Annotated in this window: 27 protein-coding genes and 1 riboswitch; of the genes, 12 read left to right on the forward strand and 15 right to left on the reverse strand. The window is 62.5% G+C overall.

Going from position 1 to position 23,745, the window contains the following annotated elements:
* The coding region (locus tag EN943_RS18215; protein ID WP_164778247.1) for a DUF1194 domain-containing protein at nucleotides 1–617 on the forward strand (617 nt) is incomplete at its 5' end.
* Nucleotides 618–687: 70 nt separating this feature from the next.
* Here the strand turns inward: EN943_RS18215 and EN943_RS18220 are convergent.
* Complete coding sequence (locus EN943_RS18220) at nucleotides 688–1,620, reverse strand: glycosyltransferase family 2 protein (protein WP_027038104.1); 933 nt, start codon at nucleotides 1,618–1,620, stop codon at nucleotides 688–690.
* Between the two features lie 368 nt (nucleotides 1,621–1,988).
* Here EN943_RS18220 and EN943_RS18225 point away from each other — a divergent pair, with 368 nt between their 5' ends.
* The gene (locus tag EN943_RS18225; RefSeq protein ID WP_127414011.1) at nucleotides 1,989–2,339 is read left to right on the forward strand and encodes a DUF1330 domain-containing protein; all 351 of its coding nucleotides are present in this window, start codon (nucleotides 1,989–1,991) and stop codon (nucleotides 2,337–2,339) included.
* 6 nt (nucleotides 2,340–2,345) lie between these two features.
* Here EN943_RS18225 and EN943_RS18230 read toward each other — a convergent pair whose 3' ends face one another.
* The 4 genes from EN943_RS18230 to EN943_RS18245 are packed head-to-tail and all read right to left on the reverse strand — an operon-like array spanning nucleotide 2,346 to nucleotide 6,154.
* A complete protein-coding gene (locus tag EN943_RS18230; protein ID WP_245475894.1) occupies nucleotides 2,346–3,458 on the reverse strand; it encodes a glycosyltransferase in 1,113 nt (370 codons plus the stop codon).
* Nucleotides 3,459–3,508: 50 nt separating this feature from the next.
* Nucleotides 3,509–4,363: a Stf0 family sulfotransferase gene (locus EN943_RS18235; protein WP_127414013.1), complete on the reverse strand. Its 855-nt coding sequence runs from the start codon at nucleotides 4,361–4,363 to the stop codon at nucleotides 3,509–3,511.
* Nucleotides 4,312–4,926, reverse strand: a complete 615-nt coding sequence (gene metW / locus EN943_RS18240; protein ID WP_127260998.1) for a methionine biosynthesis protein MetW — start codon at nucleotides 4,924–4,926, stop codon at nucleotides 4,312–4,314. The genes EN943_RS18235 and metW overlap by 52 nt, the downstream gene beginning before the upstream one ends.
* A 58-nt stretch (nucleotides 4,927–4,984) precedes the next feature.
* Nucleotides 4,985–6,154 (reverse strand): homoserine O-acetyltransferase, encoded by a 1,170-nt coding sequence (locus EN943_RS18245; RefSeq protein ID WP_127414015.1) that lies wholly within the window; start codon nucleotides 6,152–6,154, stop codon nucleotides 4,985–4,987.
* 112 nt (nucleotides 6,155–6,266) lie between these two features.
* A riboswitch (SAM riboswitch) is annotated at nucleotides 6,267–6,344 on the reverse strand.
* Between the two features lie 136 nt (nucleotides 6,345–6,480).
* On the opposite strand from EN943_RS18245, the gene hisC reads away from it, so the two are divergent.
* Together hisC and EN943_RS18255 are read left to right on the forward strand one after the other, a co-directional pair.
* A complete protein-coding gene (hisC, locus tag EN943_RS18250) occupies nucleotides 6,481–7,590 on the forward strand; it encodes a histidinol-phosphate transaminase (RefSeq protein WP_127414017.1) in 1,110 nt (369 codons plus the stop codon).
* Between the two features lie 5 nt (nucleotides 7,591–7,595).
* Nucleotides 7,596–8,531: a prephenate/arogenate dehydrogenase family protein gene (locus tag EN943_RS18255; RefSeq protein ID WP_206522780.1), complete on the forward strand. Its 936-nt coding sequence runs from the start codon at nucleotides 7,596–7,598 to the stop codon at nucleotides 8,529–8,531.
* A gap of 6 nt (nucleotides 8,532–8,537) precedes the next feature.
* On the opposite strand, the gene EN943_RS18260 is transcribed toward EN943_RS18255, so the two are convergent.
* Together EN943_RS18260 and EN943_RS18265 are read right to left on the reverse strand one after the other, a co-directional pair.
* The gene (locus tag EN943_RS18260) at nucleotides 8,538–9,461 is read right to left on the reverse strand and encodes a sugar kinase (protein WP_127414021.1); all 924 of its coding nucleotides are present in this window, start codon (nucleotides 9,459–9,461) and stop codon (nucleotides 8,538–8,540) included.
* A 6-nt stretch (nucleotides 9,462–9,467) separates the two neighbouring features.
* Nucleotides 9,468–10,466, reverse strand: coding sequence for a DUF2125 domain-containing protein (locus tag EN943_RS18265; RefSeq protein ID WP_127414023.1), 999 nt, complete (start codon nucleotides 10,464–10,466; stop codon nucleotides 9,468–9,470).
* 133 nt (nucleotides 10,467–10,599) lie between these two features.
* Here EN943_RS18265 and EN943_RS18270 point away from each other — a divergent pair, with 133 nt between their 5' ends.
* On the forward strand, nucleotides 10,600–11,121 hold the full coding sequence (locus EN943_RS18270) for a gamma-glutamylcyclotransferase (RefSeq protein WP_127414025.1): 522 nt from the start codon (nucleotides 10,600–10,602) through the stop codon (nucleotides 11,119–11,121).
* 121 nt (nucleotides 11,122–11,242) lie between these two features.
* Nucleotides 11,243–12,190 (forward strand): aldo/keto reductase, encoded by a 948-nt coding sequence (locus tag EN943_RS18275; RefSeq protein ID WP_127414027.1) that lies wholly within the window; start codon nucleotides 11,243–11,245, stop codon nucleotides 12,188–12,190.
* Between the two features lie 25 nt (nucleotides 12,191–12,215).
* Here the strand turns inward: EN943_RS18275 and EN943_RS18280 are convergent, their stop codons facing one another.
* Together EN943_RS18280 and EN943_RS18285 are read right to left on the reverse strand one after the other, a co-directional pair.
* The gene (locus EN943_RS18280) at nucleotides 12,216–13,016 is read right to left on the reverse strand and encodes a 1-acyl-sn-glycerol-3-phosphate acyltransferase (RefSeq protein WP_127414029.1); all 801 of its coding nucleotides are present in this window, start codon (nucleotides 13,014–13,016) and stop codon (nucleotides 12,216–12,218) included.
* A 115-nt stretch (nucleotides 13,017–13,131) separates the two neighbouring features.
* Nucleotides 13,132–14,034, reverse strand: a complete 903-nt coding sequence (locus tag EN943_RS18285; protein ID WP_127414030.1) for a LysR family transcriptional regulator — start codon at nucleotides 14,032–14,034, stop codon at nucleotides 13,132–13,134.
* A 118-nt stretch (nucleotides 14,035–14,152) separates the two neighbouring features.
* Between EN943_RS18285 and EN943_RS18290 the strand changes: the two genes are divergently transcribed.
* A complete protein-coding gene (locus EN943_RS18290; protein WP_127414032.1) occupies nucleotides 14,153–14,623 on the forward strand; it encodes a DUF1348 family protein in 471 nt (156 codons plus the stop codon).
* 24 nt (nucleotides 14,624–14,647) lie between these two features.
* Nucleotides 14,648–15,280: a pyridoxamine 5'-phosphate oxidase family protein gene (locus EN943_RS18295; RefSeq protein WP_127414034.1), complete on the forward strand. Its 633-nt coding sequence runs from the start codon at nucleotides 14,648–14,650 to the stop codon at nucleotides 15,278–15,280.
* Here EN943_RS18295 and EN943_RS18300 read toward each other — a convergent pair whose 3' ends face one another.
* From EN943_RS18300 to ftsE, 3 genes are all read right to left on the reverse strand, one after another.
* Nucleotides 15,281–16,006: a YdcF family protein gene (locus EN943_RS18300; protein WP_027038120.1), complete on the reverse strand. Its 726-nt coding sequence runs from the start codon at nucleotides 16,004–16,006 to the stop codon at nucleotides 15,281–15,283.
* A gap of 112 nt (nucleotides 16,007–16,118) precedes the next feature.
* Nucleotides 16,119–17,114 carry an ABC transporter permease gene (locus tag EN943_RS18305; protein ID WP_127414035.1) on the reverse strand — a complete coding sequence of 332 codons (996 nt, stop codon included), beginning with the start codon at nucleotides 17,112–17,114 and terminating at the stop codon, nucleotides 16,119–16,121.
* Complete coding sequence (gene ftsE / locus EN943_RS18310; RefSeq protein WP_010911739.1) at nucleotides 17,107–17,766, reverse strand: cell division ATP-binding protein FtsE; 660 nt, start codon at nucleotides 17,764–17,766, stop codon at nucleotides 17,107–17,109. The genes EN943_RS18305 and ftsE overlap by 8 nt, the downstream gene beginning before the upstream one ends.
* A 192-nt stretch (nucleotides 17,767–17,958) precedes the next feature.
* Between ftsE and EN943_RS18315 the strand changes: the two genes are divergently transcribed.
* From EN943_RS18315 to EN943_RS18325, 3 genes are all read left to right on the forward strand, one after another.
* Nucleotides 17,959–18,603 carry a hypothetical protein gene (locus EN943_RS18315; protein WP_127414037.1) on the forward strand — a complete coding sequence of 215 codons (645 nt, stop codon included), beginning with the start codon at nucleotides 17,959–17,961 and terminating at the stop codon, nucleotides 18,601–18,603.
* Nucleotides 18,604–18,784: 181 nt separating this feature from the next.
* Entirely contained in the window at nucleotides 18,785–19,327 is a 543-nt protein-coding gene (hpt, locus tag EN943_RS18320) for a hypoxanthine phosphoribosyltransferase (RefSeq protein ID WP_127414039.1), read from the forward strand.
* A 74-nt stretch (nucleotides 19,328–19,401) separates the two neighbouring features.
* The gene (locus EN943_RS18325; RefSeq protein WP_164778249.1) at nucleotides 19,402–19,773 is read left to right on the forward strand and encodes a response regulator; all 372 of its coding nucleotides are present in this window, start codon (nucleotides 19,402–19,404) and stop codon (nucleotides 19,771–19,773) included.
* Here the strand turns inward: EN943_RS18325 and EN943_RS18330 are convergent, their stop codons facing one another.
* Nucleotides 19,774–20,721, reverse strand: a complete 948-nt coding sequence (locus EN943_RS18330) for a DMT family transporter (protein ID WP_164753801.1) — start codon at nucleotides 20,719–20,721, stop codon at nucleotides 19,774–19,776. It lies immediately after the preceding gene.
* Between the two features lie 223 nt (nucleotides 20,722–20,944).
* On the opposite strand from EN943_RS18330, the gene EN943_RS18335 reads away from it, so the two are divergent.
* Nucleotides 20,945–21,826 carry a LysR family transcriptional regulator gene (locus tag EN943_RS18335; protein WP_023811107.1) on the forward strand — a complete coding sequence of 294 codons (882 nt, stop codon included), beginning with the start codon at nucleotides 20,945–20,947 and terminating at the stop codon, nucleotides 21,824–21,826.
* Here the strand turns inward: EN943_RS18335 and EN943_RS18340 are convergent.
* Complete coding sequence (locus EN943_RS18340; RefSeq protein ID WP_127414043.1) at nucleotides 21,805–22,176, reverse strand: glyoxalase superfamily protein; 372 nt, start codon at nucleotides 22,174–22,176, stop codon at nucleotides 21,805–21,807. The two genes, EN943_RS18335 and EN943_RS18340, sit on opposite strands and share 22 nt — an antisense overlap.
* A 136-nt stretch (nucleotides 22,177–22,312) precedes the next feature.
* The coding region (locus tag EN943_RS18345; protein ID WP_127414044.1) for a TIGR02302 family protein at nucleotides 22,313–23,745 on the reverse strand (1,433 nt) is incomplete at its 5' end.

Consider the following 23,745-nt stretch of genomic DNA (forward strand, 5'->3'; position numbering starts at 1 on the left):
TCATCAAGGCTGCCCGCGTCGGCGCCACGGGCCGCATAGCGCTGACCTATTTCGAATGGGCCGGCACGGTGCGCGACGACGCGGTCATCGGCTGGCAGATTATCGACAGTGCCGAGAGCGCCAACAGCTTTGCCGGCAAGGTCGCGGCTCGTCCGTTCCGCAGCTTTCGCGGCACTTCGATTTCCGGCGCGCTGGCCTTCGGCGCCGAGCTTTTCGACCGCACGTCTTTCCAGGGCGAACGCAGCGTCATCGACATTTCGGGCGACGGACCGAACAATATCGGGCCGCCGGTCACCGCGACGCGCGATGCGGCGACCGCCAAAGGCATCATCGTCAACGGCCTGCCGATCCTGATCAGCCCGTCGCCCACCTTCAGCCATCTCGACCAGTATTACGCGCAGTGCGTGACCGGCGGACCCGGTTCCTTCGTGCTGCCTATCTATGCCGCCGCGGAGTTTTCGACAGCCATCCGGCGCAAGCTGATCCTGGAAGTGAGCGGCATTCAGGACGAGGTGAGAAGCATCCCCGTCGACGCGGCGACGCCGATAGACTGCCTGCAAGGTGAACGGGACAGGCGGTTTCTATCGGATCCGTATTTTCCCGAACTTGACCGTTGAGCTCTCGACAGAGGGGTTAACGCGATCCGGAGGGAAAACCGTGCCACAATTTCTCGGGATCCCTCTCGGCTTAAGCGGGCCGGGCACCAAATTGATTGCGAAACTCGTTGGAGAGATCGCGGCGCCATCGCCGGCCGTGGACATAGCCTTGCATCAATTCCGGCAGCGAATAGCCAAGCGTTTTGGATGAACGGTTGGCCATGTAGCCCTGAAATGCCTCCGGTATCCTGCCTCGCAGGATGTCGGCGATGAGCTGCCGCGAGATCATATAAGGCGGAATGTGCGGGTAGGCATGGGCAATATGCGGATGTTTGCCCATCAGGTTCGCATAGGCCTCGACATAGCCGTCACGGCGGCCGGAAATCGAGTTCTCCGAATTGTATTTCGTCCAGTCCAGATCCCTGGACAACTGCGCACCGAAGCGCCGGGCAAGACGCAGCAGCAATTCGCGATCCTGCATGCGGGTGATGTCGCTGTCGTAGCCGCCGATGGCCAGCAAGGCTTCGCGGCGAGCCGTGATAGCGGAGCCGGCGATGAAGATGGTCTGCCCAACCAGCGTCCGCTCCAGCATTGCTGGGCTCACGAACGCCTCGGGGTTGACGCAGTTTGTGATGCGATTGCCCTTCAGGGACACGAACGAACTGATCAGCACTTGCAGTGCGGGATTTTCATCGAACCAGGTCAGGGTTCGTTCAAGCCGGTGCGGCATGTAGATGTCGTCGGAATCGAGGAACGTCACCAACGGTGCCCGCGCGCGCTCGATGCCGGCATTCCTGGCGGCGTTGGCGCCTCGCCATTTTGCCCCGACATAGATCAGCCGCGGGTCCTGGATACGGGCCATCGCCGCTTCGGTCCCATCGGTCGAACCATCGTCGACGACAATGTGCTCAAGCCTCGACATGCTCTGGGAGAGTACGCTTTCCACGGCGCGCAACACCGTTTCGCGTCGGTTGTGGGTCGGCGTAATGACCGTGATGAGAGGTGTTGGATCGATCCCGGCCATGTCTGTCAGCTGTTTCCTGCGCAAGGTTGCGCGTCTGTCCAGGGCTTTTCGATTTTCAGAGCGGTCGAATGGATTGGACTTCCCTTCCTCTACACCACATCACAGTCGGCGCGACGCTACAAAAAACGACTGCCCCTGTCACCCACCGAGCCGGTACTCAATCCGCGCGAGACAACGAATCCCCGCTGCCAGCGTTCCAATTGCAACAGCACCGCCGCACATAGCATTGCGAATCACCATGGAAGCAACCCGTCATGACAGATAGCATACATCCCATTACCTCAGACGTAATCGCTTAGCGCTCGGCGTTTGGTCAGATTGCCCATGCGAGGCCGGCAACTCGGCTTCGATGACAAGGGAGTTCAGTCATGGCCGCTTACGCCGTCGCCCATATGCGCCAAGCCACAATGGGTCCGCAGATCGTTGAATATCTGCACGAGATAGATGCCACGCTGGAACCTTTCGGCGGCCGTTTTCTGGTCCATGGCGGCGATGTGGAGGTGGTCGGGAACGACTGGCCTGGCCATCTGATCATCATAGAACTTCCCGACAGGCAGCATGTGCATGGCTGGTACAATTCGCCCGCCTACCGAGCGATACTGGCGTTGCGCACGGACAATTCGGTGGCCGATGTGGTGTTCGTCGACGGCGTCGAACATCCGCACAAGGCCACGGGTGTTCTGGAGCAATCGACGGGTCCCAGACCAATTCAGCGCTAGAAGCGGCTAGCTGTGTCCGACATAGTCGGGCAGGGTCTCGATTTCGTCGCGAATTATGCCAGTGGCGAAACTGAATTGGCCCCAAAACGCCAAGGCATAAAATGCCTGACCGACAATCAGGGAGAACGGAATCTGCCAAAGCGGCATCCCTGTCTGCCGAGCGTGGCCGACAATACGTCGTGTCGTGCGCCATGACATGGTGAGCCACCGGCTGAAAGACTTGACTATCCGTCGCGTGCGGCTCGGCGAATTGAGCGCAACGAACTTCCTGTCGGCGTCGCGACCTGTAACCAGGGCGCGCCAGTAAAAGAACCGCCAGCCCCGCGGCGAATAGTGATAAACGCGTGCGTTGACATTATGAATTTTGTGGCCCTCCCGCAGCAGTTCGCGCATCAGCAAAGTGCAGGAAACCTTGAAGCCGTTATGTTTTGGAAAAGGATGACTGACGATCCACTCGCGTCGAAACGCTACATTGTTAGCGTTGATCGCTCGCTTTGAGGCAAATCGCCCGTCTCCACGCGCCATCGGGAAAAACCAGATCAACGCAAATGTTCTTGAAAAGAAATCGTCGTATGAGAGGTATGTATATCCGTTTGCGCAGATAACTTCAGAGTTTTCAAAGGGTTCAAGCAGTCCTGGTAGCCATCCTGGTTCCGCGACCACGTCGGAATCCATAAAGATGACGATATCTCCGTCCGACGCCAGCATGCCGTTGTTCTTCAGGTCGTAATACCGGCCGCCAGGGAAAGCCGTGAAGACAAGTTCGGCAACCTGACCGAGCTGCGGGGCCTCATTCGAAATCTCACGACGCAACGCATCTTTGTCCGACTCTTCTCCCCCGTGAGAGATAACGATCCTTGGTCGCGCTGAACCGGTTGCTGAAACCGATGAGATTTCCCGAGCCAAAGCCTTCATCCCAACGCCGATCTCGTCCCAGTCGATGAATTTTGCATTCTCCATTTCGACGACGAGTGAATAGGTTGGACGCTCTTGAGCCATATCTGAACCGATCAAGTTATTAGTGCCGATGTGGCTATAACGCTCTCGGCGGGCTGTCAAACCAGCGGGCAAATACGATTGTGCTCGTGATCGCCATGGACGGCGATGCGCTTTGATCAATGACACCGCATCTCTGGCGCCCCTGGATGCTTCGTATTCTCGCCGTTCGATCAGATCGAGAACCTTGAGCTCCTCTTTTTAAGGAAACCGCGACGGTAATTGTTGGCATGGAAGTTCGACGTGTCAGAATATTCCGCCAAGAACCGCTCTCTCCACTCCTCATTGATGGTGTCTCGTTGAATATCGAGCCCCGAACCGAGATCCGACCCGGGTTTCAAGACAAGCTTGGCGTCGACCAGAGATGCAGCCCTTTCAAGGCAGGTCCGTGGATGTTCAAGGAGTTCTTCGTATGTCAGTGATAGGAAGGACAATCCGTTTTTTGCAAGCCAGACGTCCCAGGCCAGATTTTCCAGGACAATTTTTTCAAGCGAGTCCGCGATTGCTTTGCCGTCGTAGCATGGTCTCTTCTGATCGGCCTCGGTAGAGCGGAACCGACCACTCTGACGAGCGCGGGTCCACGAGACTGCTTGGCCAACGAGGTCCCCACGCGTCAACCTGATATAGCGCAGCTTTGGAAGGCTTGCGGGGAGATCCACGGTTTTGGCAACCTGTGAAAACTGGCTGGCAAACAGTTTGACCGCGTAAATCCCGGAGGGAGACCGCCCGTCCTTCAGTGCACGCAAAACCTGGGCACGGGGATCGCGTGGATAGTTCGGCATTTCTAGAACACGGCGGCCACCGAACCACTCGAGTGGGTTGCCAAGCCCGGTAGCTGCCATCAGCCCGGCGAGGTGGTTGCTGCCGCTGCGCGGTGAGGTGCAGATGAGAATTCCGGCTTTCAACCCAGCCAGCATGTCCGGTGGGATTTCAACTGACAGAGGGCGCCTACGAAAAAGATACATGGCGATCAACACTACCGTTTCAGCAAGAACACTGCCTGCTGGCCGAAGAAGTTCCAGAACCACCACGGCATCGACAGGCCGATCTTCTGGCCGGCGGCGTCGAGGGCGGTTGCCTTCTCGACTGTCGCGCCGAGTTCGTCGCACAGATTGACGAAATCGCGGATGGTGCAGAAGTGGATGTTGGGCGTGTCGTACCAGGAATAGGGCAGGTCCTTGGTCACCGGCATGCGGCCATTGATGAACAGCGACAGGCGCACCCGCCAATGACCGAAATTGGGGAAGGAGACGATGGCGCGGTTGCCGATCCTCAGCAGTTCGTCGAGCACCAGCTTCGGGTTGCGGGTGGCCTGCAGCGTCTGCGACAGGACGACGAAGTCAAAGCCCTTGTCGGGATAGAATTCGAGATCCTTGTCGGCATCGCCCTGGATGACCGAGAGGCCGCGCGCCACGCATTCGTTGACGCCGCGCTGCGACAGCTCAAGTCCACGGCCGTCGACCTGCTTGGTGTCCTGCAGCAATTCGAGCAGCGAACCGTCGCCCGAGCCGACATCGAGTACGCGCGACTGTGGCGGGATAAGGTTGGCGACGACTTCAAGGTCGACGCGCTGGTCGCGGTTGACGCTCATAGCTTCGCCTCCTGCCTGGCACATGATCCCGATCCGAAAAGCCTGCAATTTTTCGGGGTCATGCGTTGAGCCCTCTCGCCCGGGCGGCCGAGCCGATGAAGCCGTTGATGGCGGCAAACAGTTCCGGCTCGTCGAGCAGAAAGGCATCGTGGCCACGGTCGGTCTCGATCTCGACGAAGGATACCGATGCTCCGGCTGCGTTGAGCGCATGCACGATCGAGCGGCTCTCCTCGGTCGGAAACAGCCAATCCGAGGTGAAAGACACCAGGCAAAAACGGGTTTTCGTCCCGGCGAAGGCATCGGCCAGTCGGCCGCCATGGTCGGCGGCAAGGTCGAAATAGTCCATCGACCGCGTCATGTAGAGGTAGGAATTGGCGTCGAAGCGATCGACGAAGGTCATGCCTTGGTGGCGCAGATAGCTTTCGATCTGGAAGTCGGCGTCGAAGCCGAAGGTAAGCGCTTCGCGATCCTGTAGATTGCGGCCGAACTTGCGGTGCAGGGCAGCTTCCGACAGATAGGTGATGTGGGCGGCCATACGCGCCACCGCCAGACCCTTTTCCGGGCGTTTGCCGTGCTCGAAATATTTGCCGCCATGCCAGTCCGGATCGGCCATGACAGCCTGGCGGCCAACTTCATGAAAGGCGATGTTCTGCGAGGAATGGCGCGCGCCGGTGGCGATCGGCAGCGCCGAGAAGACGCGCTCCGGATAGCTCGACGCCCATTCCAGCACCTGCATGCCGCCCATCGAGCCGCCGAGCACGCAGAACAGCTTTTCGATGCCGAAATGGTCGATCAGCATCTGCTGTGCCCGCACCATGTCGCGGATGGTGATAATGGGCAGGTCAAGCCCATAGGGCTTGCCGGTGGCGGGATTGGTCGAGGCCGGACCGGTGGAGCCAAGGCAACCGCCGATGACGTTGGAGCAGATGACGAAGAAGCGATTGGTGTCGATGATCTTGCCGGGGCCGATCAGCACTTCCCACCAGCCCGGCTTGCCGGTCACCGGATTGGTGCTGGCGACGTGCTGGTCTCCGGTCAGCGCATGGCAGACGAGGATGGCGTTGGAGCGAGCATCGTTCAGTCTGCCGTAGGTTTGGTAGGCGATCTGGAACGGCGACAGCAGCGTGCCGGCATCCAGCTTGAGCGGCTTGTCGGATCCAAAACGCAAAACCGGGCTCGACGGTTGGTCGACCTCGTTGTTGGTTTTGCGGGCACGCAGAACGGCCATGACATCCATCTCACACTTTGAGCCCACGCATCGCTTGTCGAAAGTCGATGCCGATACGGGTGTCCGGCCGGCGCGGACAACAAAAAACCGGCATTGCGGTCGCAAAGCCGGTTACAGGATGCAAACGGCCCTTTAGCAAGTTGTTTAACGTGGCTGCAAGCCGACCGGCCAAATCACCACGGAAGTTCGCTCCTCTTCTAGGGCTGTGGCGTGCCGTCGTCAACGGCCAGCCTTGGGCGGAGGCTGTCGCCTCTCGACATTGCAGGCCACGGCTTGTATTTCCGCTGCGGCTTCCCTCACGAAGCGTTCTCGACGGATTTTGCGACATGAGCCAGACACCGGACAAGGCACGTCCAACCCCGCGCGCGGGCATCATGGACATCGACGCCTATGTGCCGGGCAAGAGCACGGCGCCCGCCGGCGTCGCCAAGGTCCACAAGCTGTCCTCGAACGAGAATCCGCTCGGTCCGTCGCCGAAGGCCATCGAAGCCGCGCGCGAGATTGCCGGAAAGCTCGACGTCTATCCCGACGGCACCGCCAGGCGGCTGCGCGAAGCGATCGCCGAGGTGCATGGCCTCAACCCGCAGAACATCATCTGCTCCAACGGCTCCGACGAGATCCTCGGCCTGCTGGCGCAGACCTATCTGGCGCCCGGCGACGAGGCTGTCATCACCGAACATGCCTTCATGGTCTACAAGATCTACATCCAGTCGGCCGGTGCCGTTCCGGTGACGATCAAGGAAACAGATGAGCGCGCCGATATCGAAGCCATCCTGGCCGCGGTCACGCCGCGCACCAAGATCGTGTTCCTCGCCAATCCCAACAACCCGACCGGCACCTATGTGCCGTTCCAAGAGGTGCGCCGGCTGCATGCCGCGCTGCCGAAGAACGTGCTTCTGGTGCTCGATGCGGCCTATGCCGAATATGTCCGCCGCAACGACTATGATGCCGGCATCGAGCTGGTCGGCAGCACCGAGAACGTGGTGATGACCCGCACCTTCTCCAAGATCGGCCTAGGCGGGGCGCGGATCGGCTGGATGTATGCGCCGATGCATATCATAGACGCCATCAACCGCGTGCGCGGTCCCTTCAACGTCAATGCGACGGCGATCGAGGCCGGCATCGCAGCCATCCGCGACCGCGCCCATGTCGAGCGCAGCGTGGCGCACAACGAGACCTGGCTGGCCTGGCTGAGCGAGGAATTCACAAAGCTTGGGCTGCGGGTAACGCCGAGCGTCGGCAATTTCGTCCTCGTTCATTTTCCCGACGATCAGAAGCATTCGGCGGCGGCGGCGGACGACTATCTGACGGCGCGCGGCTATATATTGCGGCGCGTTTCGGGCTATGGCTTTCCCAACGCGTTGCGCATGACCGTCGGCACCGAAGAGGCCAATCGCGGCGTTGTCGCCGCTCTCACGACATTCCTGAAAAGCTAGAAACCATGACATCACCGATGTTTGAAAAGATCGCGCTGGTCGGCATCGGCCTGATCGGCTCGTCGCTGGCCCGCGTCATCCGCCGCGAGGGGCTGGCCCGTCACGTGGCCATATCAACGCGCAGTGCGGCGACGCTGGCGCGGGCTGAGGAGCTTGGGCTGGGCGATAGCTATAGCACCGATGCGAGAGAAGCTGTCCGCGATGCCGACCTGGTCATCATTTCGGTGCCTGTTGGCTCGTCTGGAGCGGTGGCGGAGGAAATCGCGCCGGCGCTGAAGCCGGGCGTGATCCTCACCGATGTCGGCTCGACCAAGGCGTCTGTCATCGCGCAGATGCAGCCTTTTGTGCCGGCCGGCGTCCATTTCATTCCCGGCCACCCGCTGGCGGGCACCGAAAAATCCGGCCCCGATGCCGGTTTCGCCGACCTGTTCGACAATCGCTGGTGCATCTTCACGCCGCTGCCCGACACTGACCCGGACGCGTTGGAGAGGCTGTCGGAGTTCTGGCGGCGCTGCGGCGCCAACATCGACACGATGGACCCGCAGCATCACGACATGACGCTGGCCATCGTCTCGCATTTGCCGCACATCATCGCCTACAACATCGTCGGCACCGCCGATGATCTGCAGTCGGTGACCAAATCCGAAGTGATCAAATATTCGGCTTCCGGCTTCCGCGACTTCACCCGTCTTGCCGCCTCCGACCCGACCATGTGGCGGGATGTCTGCCTGCACAACAAGGACGCCATCCTCGAAATGCTGGCGCGGTTCTCGGAAGATCTGGCGTCGCTGCAACGCGCGATCCGCTGGGGCGACGGCGAAAAGCTCTTCGACCTGTTCACCCGCACCCGCGCCGTGCGCCGCTCGATCATCGAGGCCGGCCAGGACATCGACGTGCCCGATTTTGGCCGCCAGGCCGTCGAGCATCCCGCGAAGGGCTGAATTGTTTCAGGCAGGCCAGGTCTGCGCAACCACGGCCAGCGTCTCGGCCCGGTTCGGCGCACCAAGCCTGCCGCCGAAGCGCAGGCATTTGAGCGCGGCAGCCGCACTGGCAAAGCGCAAAGCCTGCTCGACCGGCATGGCTTCCGCCAGCCCGACGGCGAAGGCGCCGTGAAAGACATCGCCGGCGGCGAGCGTATCGACCGCCTTGATCCTCGGCGCCGCGACATGGCGCACACAGCCTGCCGAACGGTCGTGCCACCAACTCCCCGCCGCGCCGCCTGTCACTGCGACAAAAGCGTCGGTGCGGCTGGCGAGATCGGCGCAAGCCGTTTCCGGATCGAGCGCCTGGCCGCAGACAATGCGCGCCGCCGGCTCAGAAGCGATGATGTGCGTGGCTAGCGGCAACAACTGCTCCAGAACCTCCAGTGGCGCGGTGTCGGCATCAAGGATCGCCGGACGGCCACTGGCGCGCGCGGCCTTCAGGGCAAGTGCTGCCGCACCTGGCCAGCGGACATCAACCAGTACGGCATCGAATGCCATGAGGTCGGCGACCGGCAAGGCTTCGGGATCGGCCTGGGCAAGCCTGTCATAGAAGGGCACGATGATGCGCTCGCCATGCGCGTCGACCAGGATCGAGGCCAGCGCCGACCGGGCGCCTCTGACGCGGCGCACAAAGGTGCAATCGACGCCTTCGGCCTCGACGCCGGCGATGAGCTGGTCGGCGATGGCATCGTCGCCGGCACTCGCCCACAGCGATACCTCGGCGCCCAGGCGATGCGCGGCGCAGGCAGCACTGGTGGCCATGCCCGAGGCGATCTGGATGCCGTCGGAGGCAATGAACTTGCCTTGATGCACGGGCAACGTCTCGACGCGCAGGATCGTATCCAGCGTCAGCGCGCCAACACTCAGCAGCTTCACGGGTCTTGCCATGTTGAGCTATTCGACCGGCTTGATCTTGCCCAGCGGAATGAAGCCGAGCGAGGCCTTGCCCCTGACCACCTTCAGCGGCATCGACGGTTCGTTGCCGAGCACCGCCAGGGCAGAAAAACCCTGCTCGATCTGGCTTTTCTGCTCGGGTATGGCGGCGCCGAGGATGGCTGCCACCGCCTTCGGGTCCTTCAGCCGGATCATCAGATCGGCGTTGACCAGGCCCTCGGCATCGACCGAGAGCTGCCCCGAAACGGTGATGCGCGCCGTCCCCGACGACAAATCGAGATTGCGGATTTCGATCGCCCGGCCTCGAAGGCTCTTCACCTGCGTGCCGATCAGTGCGACGCCGTTCTTCAATGTCACGTCGCCGCTGGCATCGAGCGCCGGAAGCACGCGCCCTCCAATTGCGTCGGGGTCGATCTCGAGATCGCCGAAACTGCCGAGATAGTCGATATCCTCGCCGTTGGGCTGCAACTGGCCTGATGCCTTGCCGGCGCTGAACAGTTGCACCGGATCGGTGTCGTCGGCCGGATCGGTCTGGCCGGACAGGCCCTCTGCCTCCAGCGAAATCCGCTGCGGCAGCGGCCACCACAATTTGAAATTGGCCTGCAGATTGTCCCAGTCGATCCACAGCGGCATCATGTCCGGAACCGAGGTTCTGAGCGGACCACGCAGATTGGCGACCGGCGACAAGGGTTGGATGATCTGGGCGGCTGCGTTGAAGCTGCCGGCCGAAGCGGCGATGTTCCTGGCGTCGTCCTCGTAGGCCAGGTTGTCGCAGGAGACGGTAAAGCTCAGGGGATAGCCGCTGACCTGGAGATTGGCGCAGCCAGCCTCGACGCCATTCTTGTTGAGCGTGGCGACCGCCTTGTCTGCTTCGCTCCTGACCCGACCGGCCAGATAGAACCAGCCGCCGCTGTAGATGGCAAACAGCACGACGACAAACGCGGCAAGCCAGAACAGGCGGCGACGGTTACTTGGCTGGCGTTCGTCACTTGACGTCATGCTTTGGCTCTCGTTAACGCATGGATGTTGCGGACGGACAGTCGATTCCGCCAGCGATAGGTAGACAGAGACGGGCGGAAAAAACACCGGTCCCAGCACGGTGTTGGTATCTTTTGCAATCAGGCGCGGCGATATGGGCGATTTTTGGGTGTTTGGCTATGGTTCGCTGATCTGGCGGCCGGGATTCGCGCATATCGAAACCCAGCGTGCCCGCCTGCATGGTTACCGGCGCTCGCTCTGCGTCTATTCCTTCGTGCATCGCGGCACGCGCGAGCGGCCGGGCCTGGTGCTCGGCCTCGACCGTGGCGGATCCTGCGTCGGCCTCGCATTCCGCGTCCCCGGCGACTTGCGCGACGAGGTCATGGCCTATCTGCGCGAGCGCGAATTGGTCACCAATGTCTATCTGGAGCGCATGCTCAAGGTTCGCCTCGACGGGGGCGATACGGTCGACGCGGTGGTCTACATTGTCGACCGCCGGCACGAGCAATATGCCGGAGCGCTTGACGCTGCGGATGCGGCGGCCGTGGTGCGCGGTGCGGTCGGCCAGTCCGGCAACAACGAGGACTATGTGCTGAGCACGCTGGAGCATCTCGAGGCGCTGAGCATCCGCGACCACTGGCTGGAGGATGTCGCCAGGCAGGTCGCGCCTTTGTGAAGCTGGCTCTGCGGAAAAAGGCGGCCAGGCCTTTGACCTCGTTCAGGCAAGACCTAGGTTAGGCTCCGACCCTCAGCCTGCGGGCGCCATTTGCTCGCCCCAATCATCCCGGAGATCCGCCTTGCAGAAACGTCGTCTCGGTCGCACCGACCTGTCCATCGCACCGCTGGTTCTGGGCGGCAACGTCTTCGGCTGGACCGCCGACGAGAAAACCTCGGTCGACCTTCTCGACCGCTTCGTCGGCGCCGGCCTCAACGCCATCGATACGGCGGATGCCTATTCGCGCTGGGTACCCGGCCACAAGGGCGGTGAATCGGAAACCATCATCGGCAAATGGATGAAAGACCGTGGCAACCGCGACAAGGTCGTGGTGATCACCAAGGTCGGTTCGGATATGGGGCAGGGACACAAGGACCTGTCCGCCGCATACATCGAAAAGGCCGTCGACGCATCGCTGAAGCGGCTGCAGACCGAAGTCATCGACCTCTATCTGTCGCATTGGCCGGACCCTACGACGCCCTATGAGGAAACGCTTGGCGCCTACGAGAAACTGCTCGCCAAGGGCAAGATCCGCTATGCCGGCTGCTCGAATCTCGACGCCGGCCAGTTGCGTGCGGCACTCGATGTGGCGAGCTTGCGCAGCCTGCCGCGCTACGAGGTACTGCAGCCGGAATACAATCTTTACGATCGCTCATCCTTCGATGGACCGTTGCGCGATCTGTGCGTGGCCGAGGACATCGGTGTCATCACCTATTTCAGCCTGGCCAAGGGTTTCCTCAGCGGCAAATACCGCAGCGAGGCCGATCTCGGTCAAAGCCCGCGTGGCGGCGGGGTGAAGGATTATCTCAATGCGCGCGGCATGCGCATCCTTGCGGCACTCGACGCGGTTTCATCAAGGCATTCGGCCAAGCAGGCGGAGGTCGCGCTGGCCTGGGTTATCGCCCGGCCGGGCGTCACCGCGCCGATCGCCAGCGCCACCAAGCCTGAACAGATGGACAGCCTGATCAGGGCGGCGTCGCTGAAACTGACCGCCGACGACATGGCCGAACTCGACAGAGCGAGCGGCTGAAGTTTTCGGCGGCTGCTCCTCCGGTTCAGACTTTGGTTCTTGCAGCCGCGTACAGCTCTTGCAGTCTTTTCACCGCTGTCGGCGGCAAGGCCGGCGGGTTCGGGCCGCGCGCCGCTTCAATTAGGAGTTGGTCGCAGGCAGCCTCGGTCTCGCCGATCAGCCGGGCCATGAATTCGTCCTTGCTCAGTCCCGGTGGGATCGGCGGCAGGAAACGCGCCTTGATGGTGCCGGGATAGCGCAGGAATTTCCGCCGCGGCCAATAAAGCCCGGCGACATGGGCAACCGGCACCACCGGAACGCCGAGCTGTGCATAGATTTCGACGATGCCGTATTTGTAGGCCGGCTCGTCGCCCGGCGCGCGTCTTGTCCCTTCGGGGTAGATGATGAGCTGGCGGGGGTTGCGCGCCATCTCCTCCTTGGTCGCGGCGACCACGGCCTTCAGCGCTTTCGAACGGCTGCCGCGATGAACCGGAATCATGCGCATCTTCATGATGTACCAGCCGAAGAACGGGATCCAGGTCAGCTCGCGCTTGAGGATGTAGAGCGGGTCCTGAAGGAAGGGGAAGAAGGCGATCGCGTCCCAGAACGACTGGTGCTTTGGTGCCAGGATGAAGGAGCCTTCGGGCAGGTTTTCCCTGCCGGTGATCTCGTTCTTCGTTCCGGCGATCTTGTCATAGAGCCACATCGAGGTACGCGACCAGAATTTCGGCACGAACCAGGCGCGGTGACGGGGCGACAGGAAATAGTAGGGGGTCCAGAGGATCATCTGGACGATCAGGTTGACGTAGAAGACGAAATTGAACGTCAGCGATCTGATGTAGAGCATTGGGGGAGCCCGGTGAGGAGGTGAGCGTTGGTTACACCAAGCGCGGGAAAAAAGGAAATGGCCGCAGGGGGCTTTGGTTGGCGACGAACGGTCGCCGATGGGTTGGCCTGTTCCGCTACATCAGCCGCGCCAACCGCTCCTTCAGGCGCGGAGCGGCAAAATCGAGGAAGGCGCGCAGCTTGACCGGCAGCAGGCCGTGGCCCGCATGCACCAGGCTTACCGGCCATGGCGCCGGCTCGAATTCCTGCAGCAGGACGCGCAGCGTGCCGGACCGCAGCGCGGCTTCGATCTGGTAGGAAAGCACACGCGTCAGCCCGACGCCGGCAATCGCCGCGTCGATGGCCGCTTCGGCAGTGTTGACCTGAAGCCGTGAGCGGACCCGAACCGGGATTTCGGCCTTGGCCTTGGTGAAGCTCCAACTGGCGGCGGAGGCAAGTCCCTCGAAGGTGATGCAATCGTGTGTTTCCAGATCCTCCGGGGTCGTCGGCGTGCCGTGTTCGGCCAAGTAGGCGGGGCTCGCGCAAACGACGCGGCGGATCGCGCCGACGCCGATGGCGACCAGGCTCGAATCGGGCAATTGGCCGATGCGGATGGCGAGATCGAAATGGTCCTCGACCAGCTGGGTTATGCGGTCGGCCAATGTCAGGCGGATGTCCACGTCGGGATAAGCGGCGAGAAAGCCGGTGACGACGGGCAGCACGTGCAGGCGGCCAAAGACGACCGGCGCGGTGATGGCCAGTTCGCCGGTCGGAGCGCTGTATTCGCCGGCTGCCGTGCGTTCGGCCTCGCCGACATCGTCGAGGATGCGGCGGCAGGCGGCAAGATAAGCCTGGCCGGCATCGGTCGGCGTCAGCCGGCGCGGCGAGCGGTTCAGGAGACGTGTGTTCAGATGGCGCTCGAGATCGGAAATCTTGCGGCTGACCGTTGCCAGCGGAATGCCGAAACGGCGGCTGGCCGCAGAAAGGCTGCCGGCCTCCACCGCGGCGACAAAGAGGGACATGGCTTCGAGACGATCCATAGCTTCTTCCGAAAAATGGAAGGAGGGGTTACGAATATGGCATCTGCATTTGGATGATGGAAGGCTTTATATTGGGTCTGTCGGCCTGCCTGCAGCATGGCCTCGCAAAGGAGTTGCCATGTCCGAAGCCCGCCCGCCGCTGCCGCCGTTTACCGCCGAGGCCGCAGCGCAGAAGGCGCGCATGGCCGAGGATGCCTGGAATTCACGCGATCCGGCGCGGGTCGCGCTTGCCTATACGAAGGACAGCCGCTGGCGCAACCGCGCCGAATTCCTGCAAGGCCGCGACGCCATCCAGGCCTTCCTGACGCGCAAATGGAGCCGCGAGCTCGACTACCGGCTGATCAAGGAGGTCTGGGCCTTCCACGGCAGCCGCATCGCCGTGCGTTTCTCCTACGAATGGCGCGACGACAGCGGTTCGTGGTTCCGCAGCTACGGCAACGAGAACTGGGAATTCGACGAACACGGGCTGATGCGTCTGCGCATCGCCAGCATCAACGACCTGCCGATCGGCGAGGCCGATCGCAAGTATCACTGGCCGCTCGGCCGGCGGCCGGACGACCACCCGACACTGTCGGAGCTCGGACTTTAGCATCTTGCCGCAAGGAGGCTTTCGATGAACGCGTATGCTTTCACCAGCGACGTCGCCTTCACGCCGACCGTCAAGGCGATCCAGGCCCGCAAGGGCTCACGTCAGTCCTATGCCCGCGTCGAGGAGCGTGGCGGCTGGCAGGCCGGCATCACCCCGGACCTTGCCGCCTTCATCGAAATGCAGACCAGCGTCTTCCTGTCGACCGCCAATGGCGAGGGGCAGCCCTATGTCCAGCATCGCGGCGGGCCGGCCGGCTTCCTCAAGGTGCTGGATGAACATACGATCGGCTTCGCGGATTTTTCCGGCAACCGGCAGTTCATCACGCAGGGCAATCTGGCCGACAATCCAAGGGCGTTCCTGTTCCTGATCGACTATATGCACCGCCAGCGCATCAAGATCTGGGGCACGGCGCGGGTCGCCGAGAGTGACGCCGAGCTGATGGCGAAACTGATGCCGCAAGCCTACAAGGCGCGCCCGGAGCAGGTCATCCTGTTCACGATCTCGGCCTGGGATGCCAATTGCCCGCAGCACATCCCGCAACGGTTCGAGGCAGCCGACGTGGCGGCGGCACTCGGCGAGCGGGACAAGCGTATCGAACGCCTTGAGCAGGAGATCGCACGGCTCAGGGGAAATTCGGGCGCCGCCGCAGGGGAATAGTCAGCCGCCGGCCGCGGTTTCGGCCAGTGCGATGCCGTTGGGCGTCGGCTTGACCGGCACGATGCCGCGCGCCAGCGCCAGCAGATATTTGTTGTATTCGGTGAACAGCACGCGCAATGCCCGCGGCTTGGTCAGCCAGCCGCCATTGTCGAGGTTGGAATTGACCACCGGATAGGGCTCGAGCTTGGCGCCATGCAGCAGCCTGCCCATTTCCAGCAGGCTGCGCGGCATATGATAATTGTTAGTGACAAGGATCACCGTGCCATAGGCGTGGCTCTCGACCCATTTGGCGCTTTCCTCGGCGTTGCCGATCGTGTCGAGCGCGGCGCGGTCGATGTCGACGCAACAGGAAAACAGATTCTTGTCGCCGCCGGTCGCCGCCTGCAGTTGGCGACGGCTGGCTGAAGGGTGCACGCCGCTGATCAGCAGCCGCTCGCCCTTGCCGGACGCCAGCAGATCCATCGCGGCATCGAGGCGGGACTGGCCGCCGGTCAAGACAATGATCGCGTCTGCCTTGGCCGGATTGGCGGGCGTTGTCAGATGGCTGACCTTGTTGGCGAACCAACCGAAGCCGCCGGCGAACAGGGTTGCAAGGATGAGAACGGAGAGAGCGGACAGGCGCAACGCGGCTCTTAGACGGCTCACAGCGCGGCGGTCATGCGAACGGGCAACCACCACTGGCATTTGCCCAGCCGTACCGGTCGAATCCCGCGCGTCCATCGCCATATGGTTAATCCTGAAATGCGGCCTTGGGTAGGTAAAAGACGCACTTTGCGTTACGTGAATTCTCCATCCGTGATCAGCCTGTTCTATCCATGTCGTTGTTGAGCGACATGAACTAGCCTGCATCCGGCTGGCGGACATCGATGTCGCTGAGATAGGCAACGACGGTGGCGTGCGAGGTTGCCGCCGTCAGTCCGCCGATCACCAGCACCATCAACACGACACCGAGATAGCCTGCCGAACCGATGGCGAAATTGCCGAACAGGGCGGTCGCCTGGTCGGCCTGCGGCGTCGCCATGTTGCGCGACGACCACCAGGAAAAGACGATGAAGACGAGCACTGCGGCGGCACCGCCGGCCGCCGCTCCCTTCATGCCGGTGACCAGGAAATGCCGGCGGAATTCGCGCGCGATGAAGCGTGCTTCGGCGCCGACGAAATGCAGCACCTCAATGATGTGGCCGTTGCCGGCCATGGCGCCGCGCGTCGCGAACACCACGGTCAGCACGGTCGCCGACAGCATCAGCGCCAGCACGGCGATGCCGATGGTCACCGTCGTGCGCGCCATGGCCACCAGCCGGTCGACCCAGGTGCGGTGATCGTCGAGCGATGCGCTCGGCAGTTTCGGCGTGATCGCGGCGCGCATGGCGGCGAAATCGGGCGGGCTGTTCTCGTCGATGGTGACGATGATCAGTCGCGGCACCGGCAATTCGTCGATGTTGAGGCCCGAGCCCAGCCATGGCTCCAGGAGCCTCGCGGTCGCCTCGCGATCGATGATCCGGGTCGCCTTGACGCCGGGGAATTCGCCGGCGATCTGCGAGACCTGGGTCAGGGCCGCCTCCATGTCGAGGCCGTCGACTGGCTTGATCTGGATCGTTGCCTCGCGTGAAATCTGGTTCTCCCAGACGGACGCCGTGTCGCGCACCAGCGTCACCGCGCCGAAAGTCAGGCAGGACAGGAAGGTCATGATGGCGATGACCAGCACCAGCGCCCGGCCGGCGATGTTCTGCGCCGGCACGATCGGCGCCATCCTGCGCTGGGCGCGCGGCTTTGCCCCGGTCGCCTCGGCCTCCTGCTCCCGTTCCACAAAATGTTCGGCGGACAGTTCAGTCATAGATGTCCAGCCTTCCCCCGGCCAGGATCATGCGGCGCGCGTCGACCTGCTCCATCAGGCCGAGGTCGTGGGTGGCGATCACCACTGCGGTGCCGAGACGGTTGAGCTCAATGAACAGCCGCAGCAGCCGTCGCGCCAACGGCGGATCGACATTGCCGGTCGGTTCGTCGGCGAGCAGGATTTCCGGCTGCTCGATCAGCGCCCGCGCGATCGCGGCGCGCTGCTTCTCGCCGCCGGACAGAACCGGCGGCAGCACATGCATGCGTTCGCCCAGCCCGACCCACTTCAACAGCTCGGTGACATCGGTGCGGTAGCTCGCCTCCTCGCGCCCGCGCACGCGCAGCGGCAGCGCGACGTTCTCGTAGGTGGTCATGTGGTCGAGCAGGCGAAAATCCTGGAACACCACGCCGATGCGACGTCTGAGATGCGGCAGTTCGGTGCGCGAGATGCGCGAGCGATCCTTGCCGAAGATGGTGATCAGCCCGCGCGTCGGCTTCAGCGACATGAACAGCAAACGCAGCAAGGTCGTCTTGCCGGCACCCGAAGGCCCGCTGAGGAACTGGAAGGAGCGCTCCGGGATGTGCAGGGAGATGTCGCGGAGGATTTCCGGACCCATGCCATAGCGGAGGCCGACATTTTCGAAGCGAATCAATTTCGACGACCTGAAATACGTGGCGGCGGCGAGCCGGCCGGTTCTGGGAAAAGACCATCGGCCGGCATGGTTAACCGGCGGTTAATTTCTGGGCTCTTTCGGCTTGTCACGAGGACTCCGGTGGGGAAGCGTTAACCATTTATGTTTACGCAAAAGAAACGAAAAGCGAACACGTGCTGCAATGCTGGGGCCATGATGGCTGACGATCGAACCGCGCGCCCGGTTTCCGGCGAAATCATGACCGATCCGGCGGCAATTGCCGCAGCGGACAGGTTCATGCGTGGTTCGGCCGCCGACATCGTCGATGCCGACTACGTGGTGATGCCGCGCCTTGCGCCTGCTGTGGAAAGCGTTTCGCCGCTGCCGCGCGCGATTGTCATGCCACCCATCGAAGGCATGGACATGCTGCGCAAGCCCGAAGTCCCGCCGGAACGGCCGCCAGCCTCGCGCGGCGGGCCGATCTTCTGGATCGCCGGTATCGGCGCTGCCTTGGCCGCGTTCTGGGTCTCCGGCGGGCACGCGCTGGTGCGCCAGGCGCCGTTCCTGTCCAGCGCGCAAGCGTCGGCGCTCAGCATTTCGGGCGTTACGTCACGCGTCGACGCTACCGGGCCGAACGCCGCGCTGTTCGTCGATGGCGAGGCCGTCAATGATGGTGCGAAACCGACGCAACTGCCGCCGCTTGAAATCCGGGTGACCGGCAATGACGGGCGCACGACCCGCTATACGTTGGGGACATCCGGCCGCGCGCTGGCGTCTGGCGAAAGATTCGGCTTTGCCAGCCGGCTCGACGTGCCTAAGAACGGGGTAAGAACTGTATCGGTCACCTTCGCCCAATAGCGTGTGCCGATATTCAGGTGAGGCTGGCCTGCTAACGGCGGTTTCCTGCGCTTCCGGTGCTCACGTACTTCAAGTACGCTCCGCTCCGGTTCTCGGAAACCACCGTTTTCGACCCGGCCTGACCTGGATCTCAACACACGCTGGGCGTGAAGCGTTCAGGCAAAAATTCAGGGGGCGAAAAATGCCAATTGTACGCGGCAAGGACATCGAAGTCCTGTTTTCAGCGTCGGCGATCGCGCGGCGCAATCTCGAACTCGCCAAGGAGATTGCCGGACACGACTACCACGATCTCCTGGTGATCTCGGTGCTGAAGGGCTCGTTCATCTTCGCCGCGGATCTCATCCGGGCCATGCACGATGTCGGCCTGTCGCCGGAGGTCGAATTCATCTTCATCTCCAGCTATGGCGCCGGCACCAGCAGCGGCGAGGTGAGGGTACTGCGCGACATTGACAATGAGGTAGCCGGCCGCGACGTGCTGCTGATCGACGACATTCTCGAATCGGGGAAGACGCTGCGCTTTACCCGCGAGCTGATGTTGTCGCGGGGCGCCAAGAGCTGTTCGATCGCCGTGCTGCTCGACAAGCGCATGCGCCGCCAGACCGAACTCAATGCCGATTATGTCGGCTTCGACTGCCCCGACTATTTCGTCGTCGGCTACGGCATGGATGTCGCGCATGCTTTTCGCGAGTTGCCCTTTGTCGGTGTCGTCAAAGGGGATGCCTGAGCGGCATCAAAAAGGTTTGCTGATCCTGCGCGCTTTCAGGAAAAGTCAACTTTTGGCGGCCAAATATGCCGGCCATGGCAAAGCTTCTGATCGTCGAGGACGATGAGTCCGTCCGCACCCTGGCCGCCCGCGCGCTTGAACGTGCCGGGCACACAATCGATATCGCGGCGGACGGCGCGCAGGGACTTTCGCTGATCCAGGCCGCGCGTGGCGGCTACGATCTCGTCGTCTCCGATATCCGCATGCCGGAGATGGACGGCATGGAGATGGCGATCGCGGCGGCGGCATTGTTTCCGTCGATGAAGATCGTGCTGATGACTGGCTATGCCGACCAGCGTGAGCGCGCCGAGGAATTGAACGGCATCATCCTCGATGTCGTGCAGAAGCCCTTCACGCTGGCCGAAATCCGTTCGCGAGTCGAGCGGGCGCTGATCTGCTTCGCCTGATCAGGCCGGGTCGGCGGCAGCGAGCACGGGTGGAACATTCTTGCGCCGTTCGGTGTTGAGCGCCAGCAGACCGGCGCCGATGATTAAGGCAGCACCGATGACGGTCGTCGACCGCGGTACCTCGGCGAAGAACAGGAAACCCCACAGCGGCGACCACAGGATGCCGGTGTATTCGAAGGTGGCAACGCGGTTGGCCGGCGCCATTCGGTAGGCCTGCGACAGCAGGATCATGCCAGCGGAGGCGACGAAGCCGCAGGCGGCCATCTTTAGAAAATCCGGCAGCGTCGGCCAAAGCCATGGTCTTACCAGGAATTCCAGGCTCGGGTGAACTGCGTGTGTGATGCCGGCCAGATGAAACGCCCCGGCAACCACGGCGGCGCCAACCAGATAGGCGCCGTTCTGATAGAAGGCCATGACGGTGGACGATTCAGTATCGCCGATCTTGCGGGCCATCAGCTGCGAAAAACCATAGAGCGCCGCCGAGCCCAGCGACAGCAGCGCTGCCCAGTCGAACAGCCCTGCGCCGGGACGCAGCATCACGAGGACGCCGAACAAGCCGATCAGCACGGTTGCCAGTGTCTGCCAGGAGACGCGCTCGCCAAGGTACGGCCCGGCCAGCACCATGATGAACAGCGGCGCCATGAAATAGAGCGCCACCGCATCGGCAAGCGGCAAGGCAGCGATGGCCAGGTAGTACATCGTATAGGAGGTGAACTGGATGAAGGCGCGCACCGTCAGCATGCCGAATCGCTTCGACAGGATCGCCCGCAAGCCGACATCGGCATGGACCAGAACGATCAGGATCGGCAGAGCGACGATCGAGCGAATCGCCATCACCTCGGTCACTGGATAACCGCTGGACACGGCTTTGACGAGTGGATCCTGCAGCGAAAAGACCAGCACGCCGAGGCACAGGCTCAGGATGCCGCCCACCATCCGATTCTGCATCTGCATCCAGGCTCCTGCGCGTACGATCCGAAGCTGCCGCCTGCGGCTTAAAAAGAACCCGCCACCGTTTCGGGTAGCGGGCACGAGTGAGGACTCTTGATTGGTCCGCGGCTGATTTCGCAGCCGCATATCCAATGGGTGAAGCGACTATCGTCCGTCGTTTGACATGTTGCAAACGAATTGGAATGATGCCAGCAATCAAATTCCCTTATGGCGGATTTTCATGCGGCCGACCCTCGACAGCGACCTCCTGCGTACCTTCGTGGCGATTGCCGAGACCGGCAATTTCACCAAGGCGGCGGAGCAGGCCGGCCGCACCCAATCCGCGGTGTCGATGCAGATGAAGAAGCTCGAAGAGCTGATCGGCGCCAGCCTGTTCGAGCGCGGTTCGCGCGGCGTCGCATTGACGCGGCGCGGCGGCGAACTCATCGTCAACGCCCGCCGCATTGTCTCGCTGCTCGACGAGACGTCGGCATCGATGGCGGCAGCGCCGCTTGGCGGGCCGGTGCGCATCGGCATTCCGGAAGAATATGGCCACGCCATCCTGTCGCGCGCGCTCGGCGCTTTTTCGAAGCGTCATACGCAGGTCGAGGTCACCGTGCGCTATGCCCATTCCGGGGCGCAGATGGCGGCGCTCGCTGCCGGCGAGCTCGATCTGTGCGTGGTGTTCGAATGGCAGGATCCCGCCGGCGGCGAAGTGCTGATGCAGGACCCGACCGTGTGGGTGACGTCGACCCTGCACCACATGCATGAGGAACAGCCGGTGCCGATCGCGCTCTACAACCGGGCCGGCTGGTGCAAGGACTTCGCCATCAAATCACTGGAGCAGCGCGATCTTGCCTATCGTGTCGCCTATACCAGCGACACTACCGGCGGCCTCAAGCTCGCCGTCACCTCCGGACTGGCGATCGCGCCGATTTCGCGCAGCAACATTCCGGACGGCTGTCGTGAACTGACCACGGCGGACGGATTCGGCGCCATCGATTCCTCGAACGTGGTGATGCACCGCAACCCGAATGCGTCAGGCGAGGCGATCGACGGCATGCAGGATGCGATCCGCGAAGCTTTCGTCAACAGGCTTAGTCAGCCGGCGGCATCCTCGTAGAAATTCAGCCTGTTGCCGAACGGATCGGCGACCGATACCTCGCGGGTCTTCCAAGGCGTCTCTTCCACGCCCGGTCTGGCGAAACGGTAGTTTTTGCCGATCAGTTCGCCATGAAAAGCCGTGATGTCCTCGACCTCGATGCGCACGGCGATGCCGGGTGCACCGTCGCCATGATGTTCGCTGAGATGCAGAACGCAGCCGTCGCGGCCGATCGCCATGTAAAGCGGCGCGTCGTCGGCGAAGCGATGTTCCCACTGCACCTCGAAGCCGAGGAAGCCGACATAGAATTCACGCGCCTTGGCAATGTCGAAGATGCGCAGGATGGGTGTGACGGCGCCAAGTCTGGGCATGGTGGTGCAACCGTGCGAGAGGGTTTTCAGGTGGGATGGACGCGGGCGGCAATCCCTTTGTTTTTTCGCAATTCCCAAGGGAAAGCGCTGTGCGCTTTTCCCGGGAAAACCGCTTCACACTTTTCCTGGAATTGCTCTATTTCAGCTCGAGCAGCCGTTCCAGATAGCTGCGTTCAATGTCAGGGCTGAGCGCATTGCCGAGCCGCTTGCGGATCGCTTCCAGTATCTGGCGGGCACGCTGCACGTCGATCTCGTCGGGCACCTTCACCGAATCGCCGAAGTCGGGACCTTGGCTGGCACGTGGCCGGCCGAGCGGATCACGATCGGCGTTCTGCTGGCGGCCGCCTTCCTCGCCGCCGCCCTGGTCGCCCTGCATGGCCTGCATCTGCTTCATCATGTCCTTGGCGCCCTTGCGCAGCGCTTCCAGGGCCCGGCCCTGATGACCGACGGCCGCATCGCCTTCACCCTCGCCGAGTGCCTGTTCGGCATTGCCCATGGACTTGCCGGCCTCGCCAAATCCTTCATTGGGCTCCATGCCCATGCCTTCGAGGCCCTTCTTCAGCTGCTCGAGATCGCTTTGCAGCTGGCCCTGGCCCTGCTGCAGCTGTTTCAGCGCATCGGCGAATTCCTGGGGCGTCATCGGCTTTTGCCGGGCGAGCGGATCGCGGTCTTCGCCGACGCCGGGTCTGTCCTCATCCTGGCCGCCTTCGCCGAGCTGCTCGTCACGGTTCTGCCCGCGCTGGCGCTCGCCGCGCTGCATCTGATCCATGCGGAAGGTGTCGTTCATCATCTCCTGCTGACGCCGCAGGATATCGCCCAGCTTGTCCATCTGCTGGCGCATCTCGCTGTCCTGCTGGCCGCCTTGCTGCTGACGGCCGGCTTGCAGATTGTTCATCATGTCCTGCAGCTGCGACAGCAATTGCTGGGCCTTGTCGCGATCACCGGACTTCGCCAGGTTTTCGATCTGGTCCATCATGCGGTCGATGTCGCTCTGGCGCAGTTCCTGGCCGTTCTGCTGCATCTGCGGGGCGTTGGGGTTCTGCTTGGCGCGCTCCGCGAATTCCTGCAGGAACTGGTCCATCGCCTCGCGCAGTTCCTTCATCGCCTTTTCGATTTCAGCGTCGCTGGCGCCATTCTTGATGGCGTCCTGCAGCGCCTGCTGCGCCTGGCGCAGCCGCTTTTCGGCGGCCGAGAGATTGCCTTCCTCGATGCCGAGCGCAATTTCCCAGAGATAGGCGACCTCGCTGCGCAACTGATCGTCGCTCTCGGCCATCTTCAGCCGGGTGCGGGCGCTCATGATGGCGAGGTAGTGGGACATGTTGTCGAACGTGTCTTCCGGCCGCAGTGTGATGGCGTCCATCAGGTCGAGCACGCGCGGCTTGGCGTTGGCGTCGAGCGCCAGCAGGCGGCGCTGCTCGATCACGGCGCGTGCCAGCGGATTGGTGAAAGGCCGCTCCGGCATCAGCAGCGTCTTGGTCTCGCTCGATGCGGTGTGCCCGGCATCGTCGGTGGCGACCAGCGTCAGCTTGATGCTGCTGCCGGCCCAGACATGCTCGGTCAGGTCCTTAG

It is taken from the genome of Mesorhizobium sp. M7A.F.Ca.US.006.01.1.1 (assembly GCF_003997935.1).
In the GTDB taxonomy this organism is placed as follows: Bacteria; Pseudomonadota; Alphaproteobacteria; order Rhizobiales; family Rhizobiaceae; genus Mesorhizobium.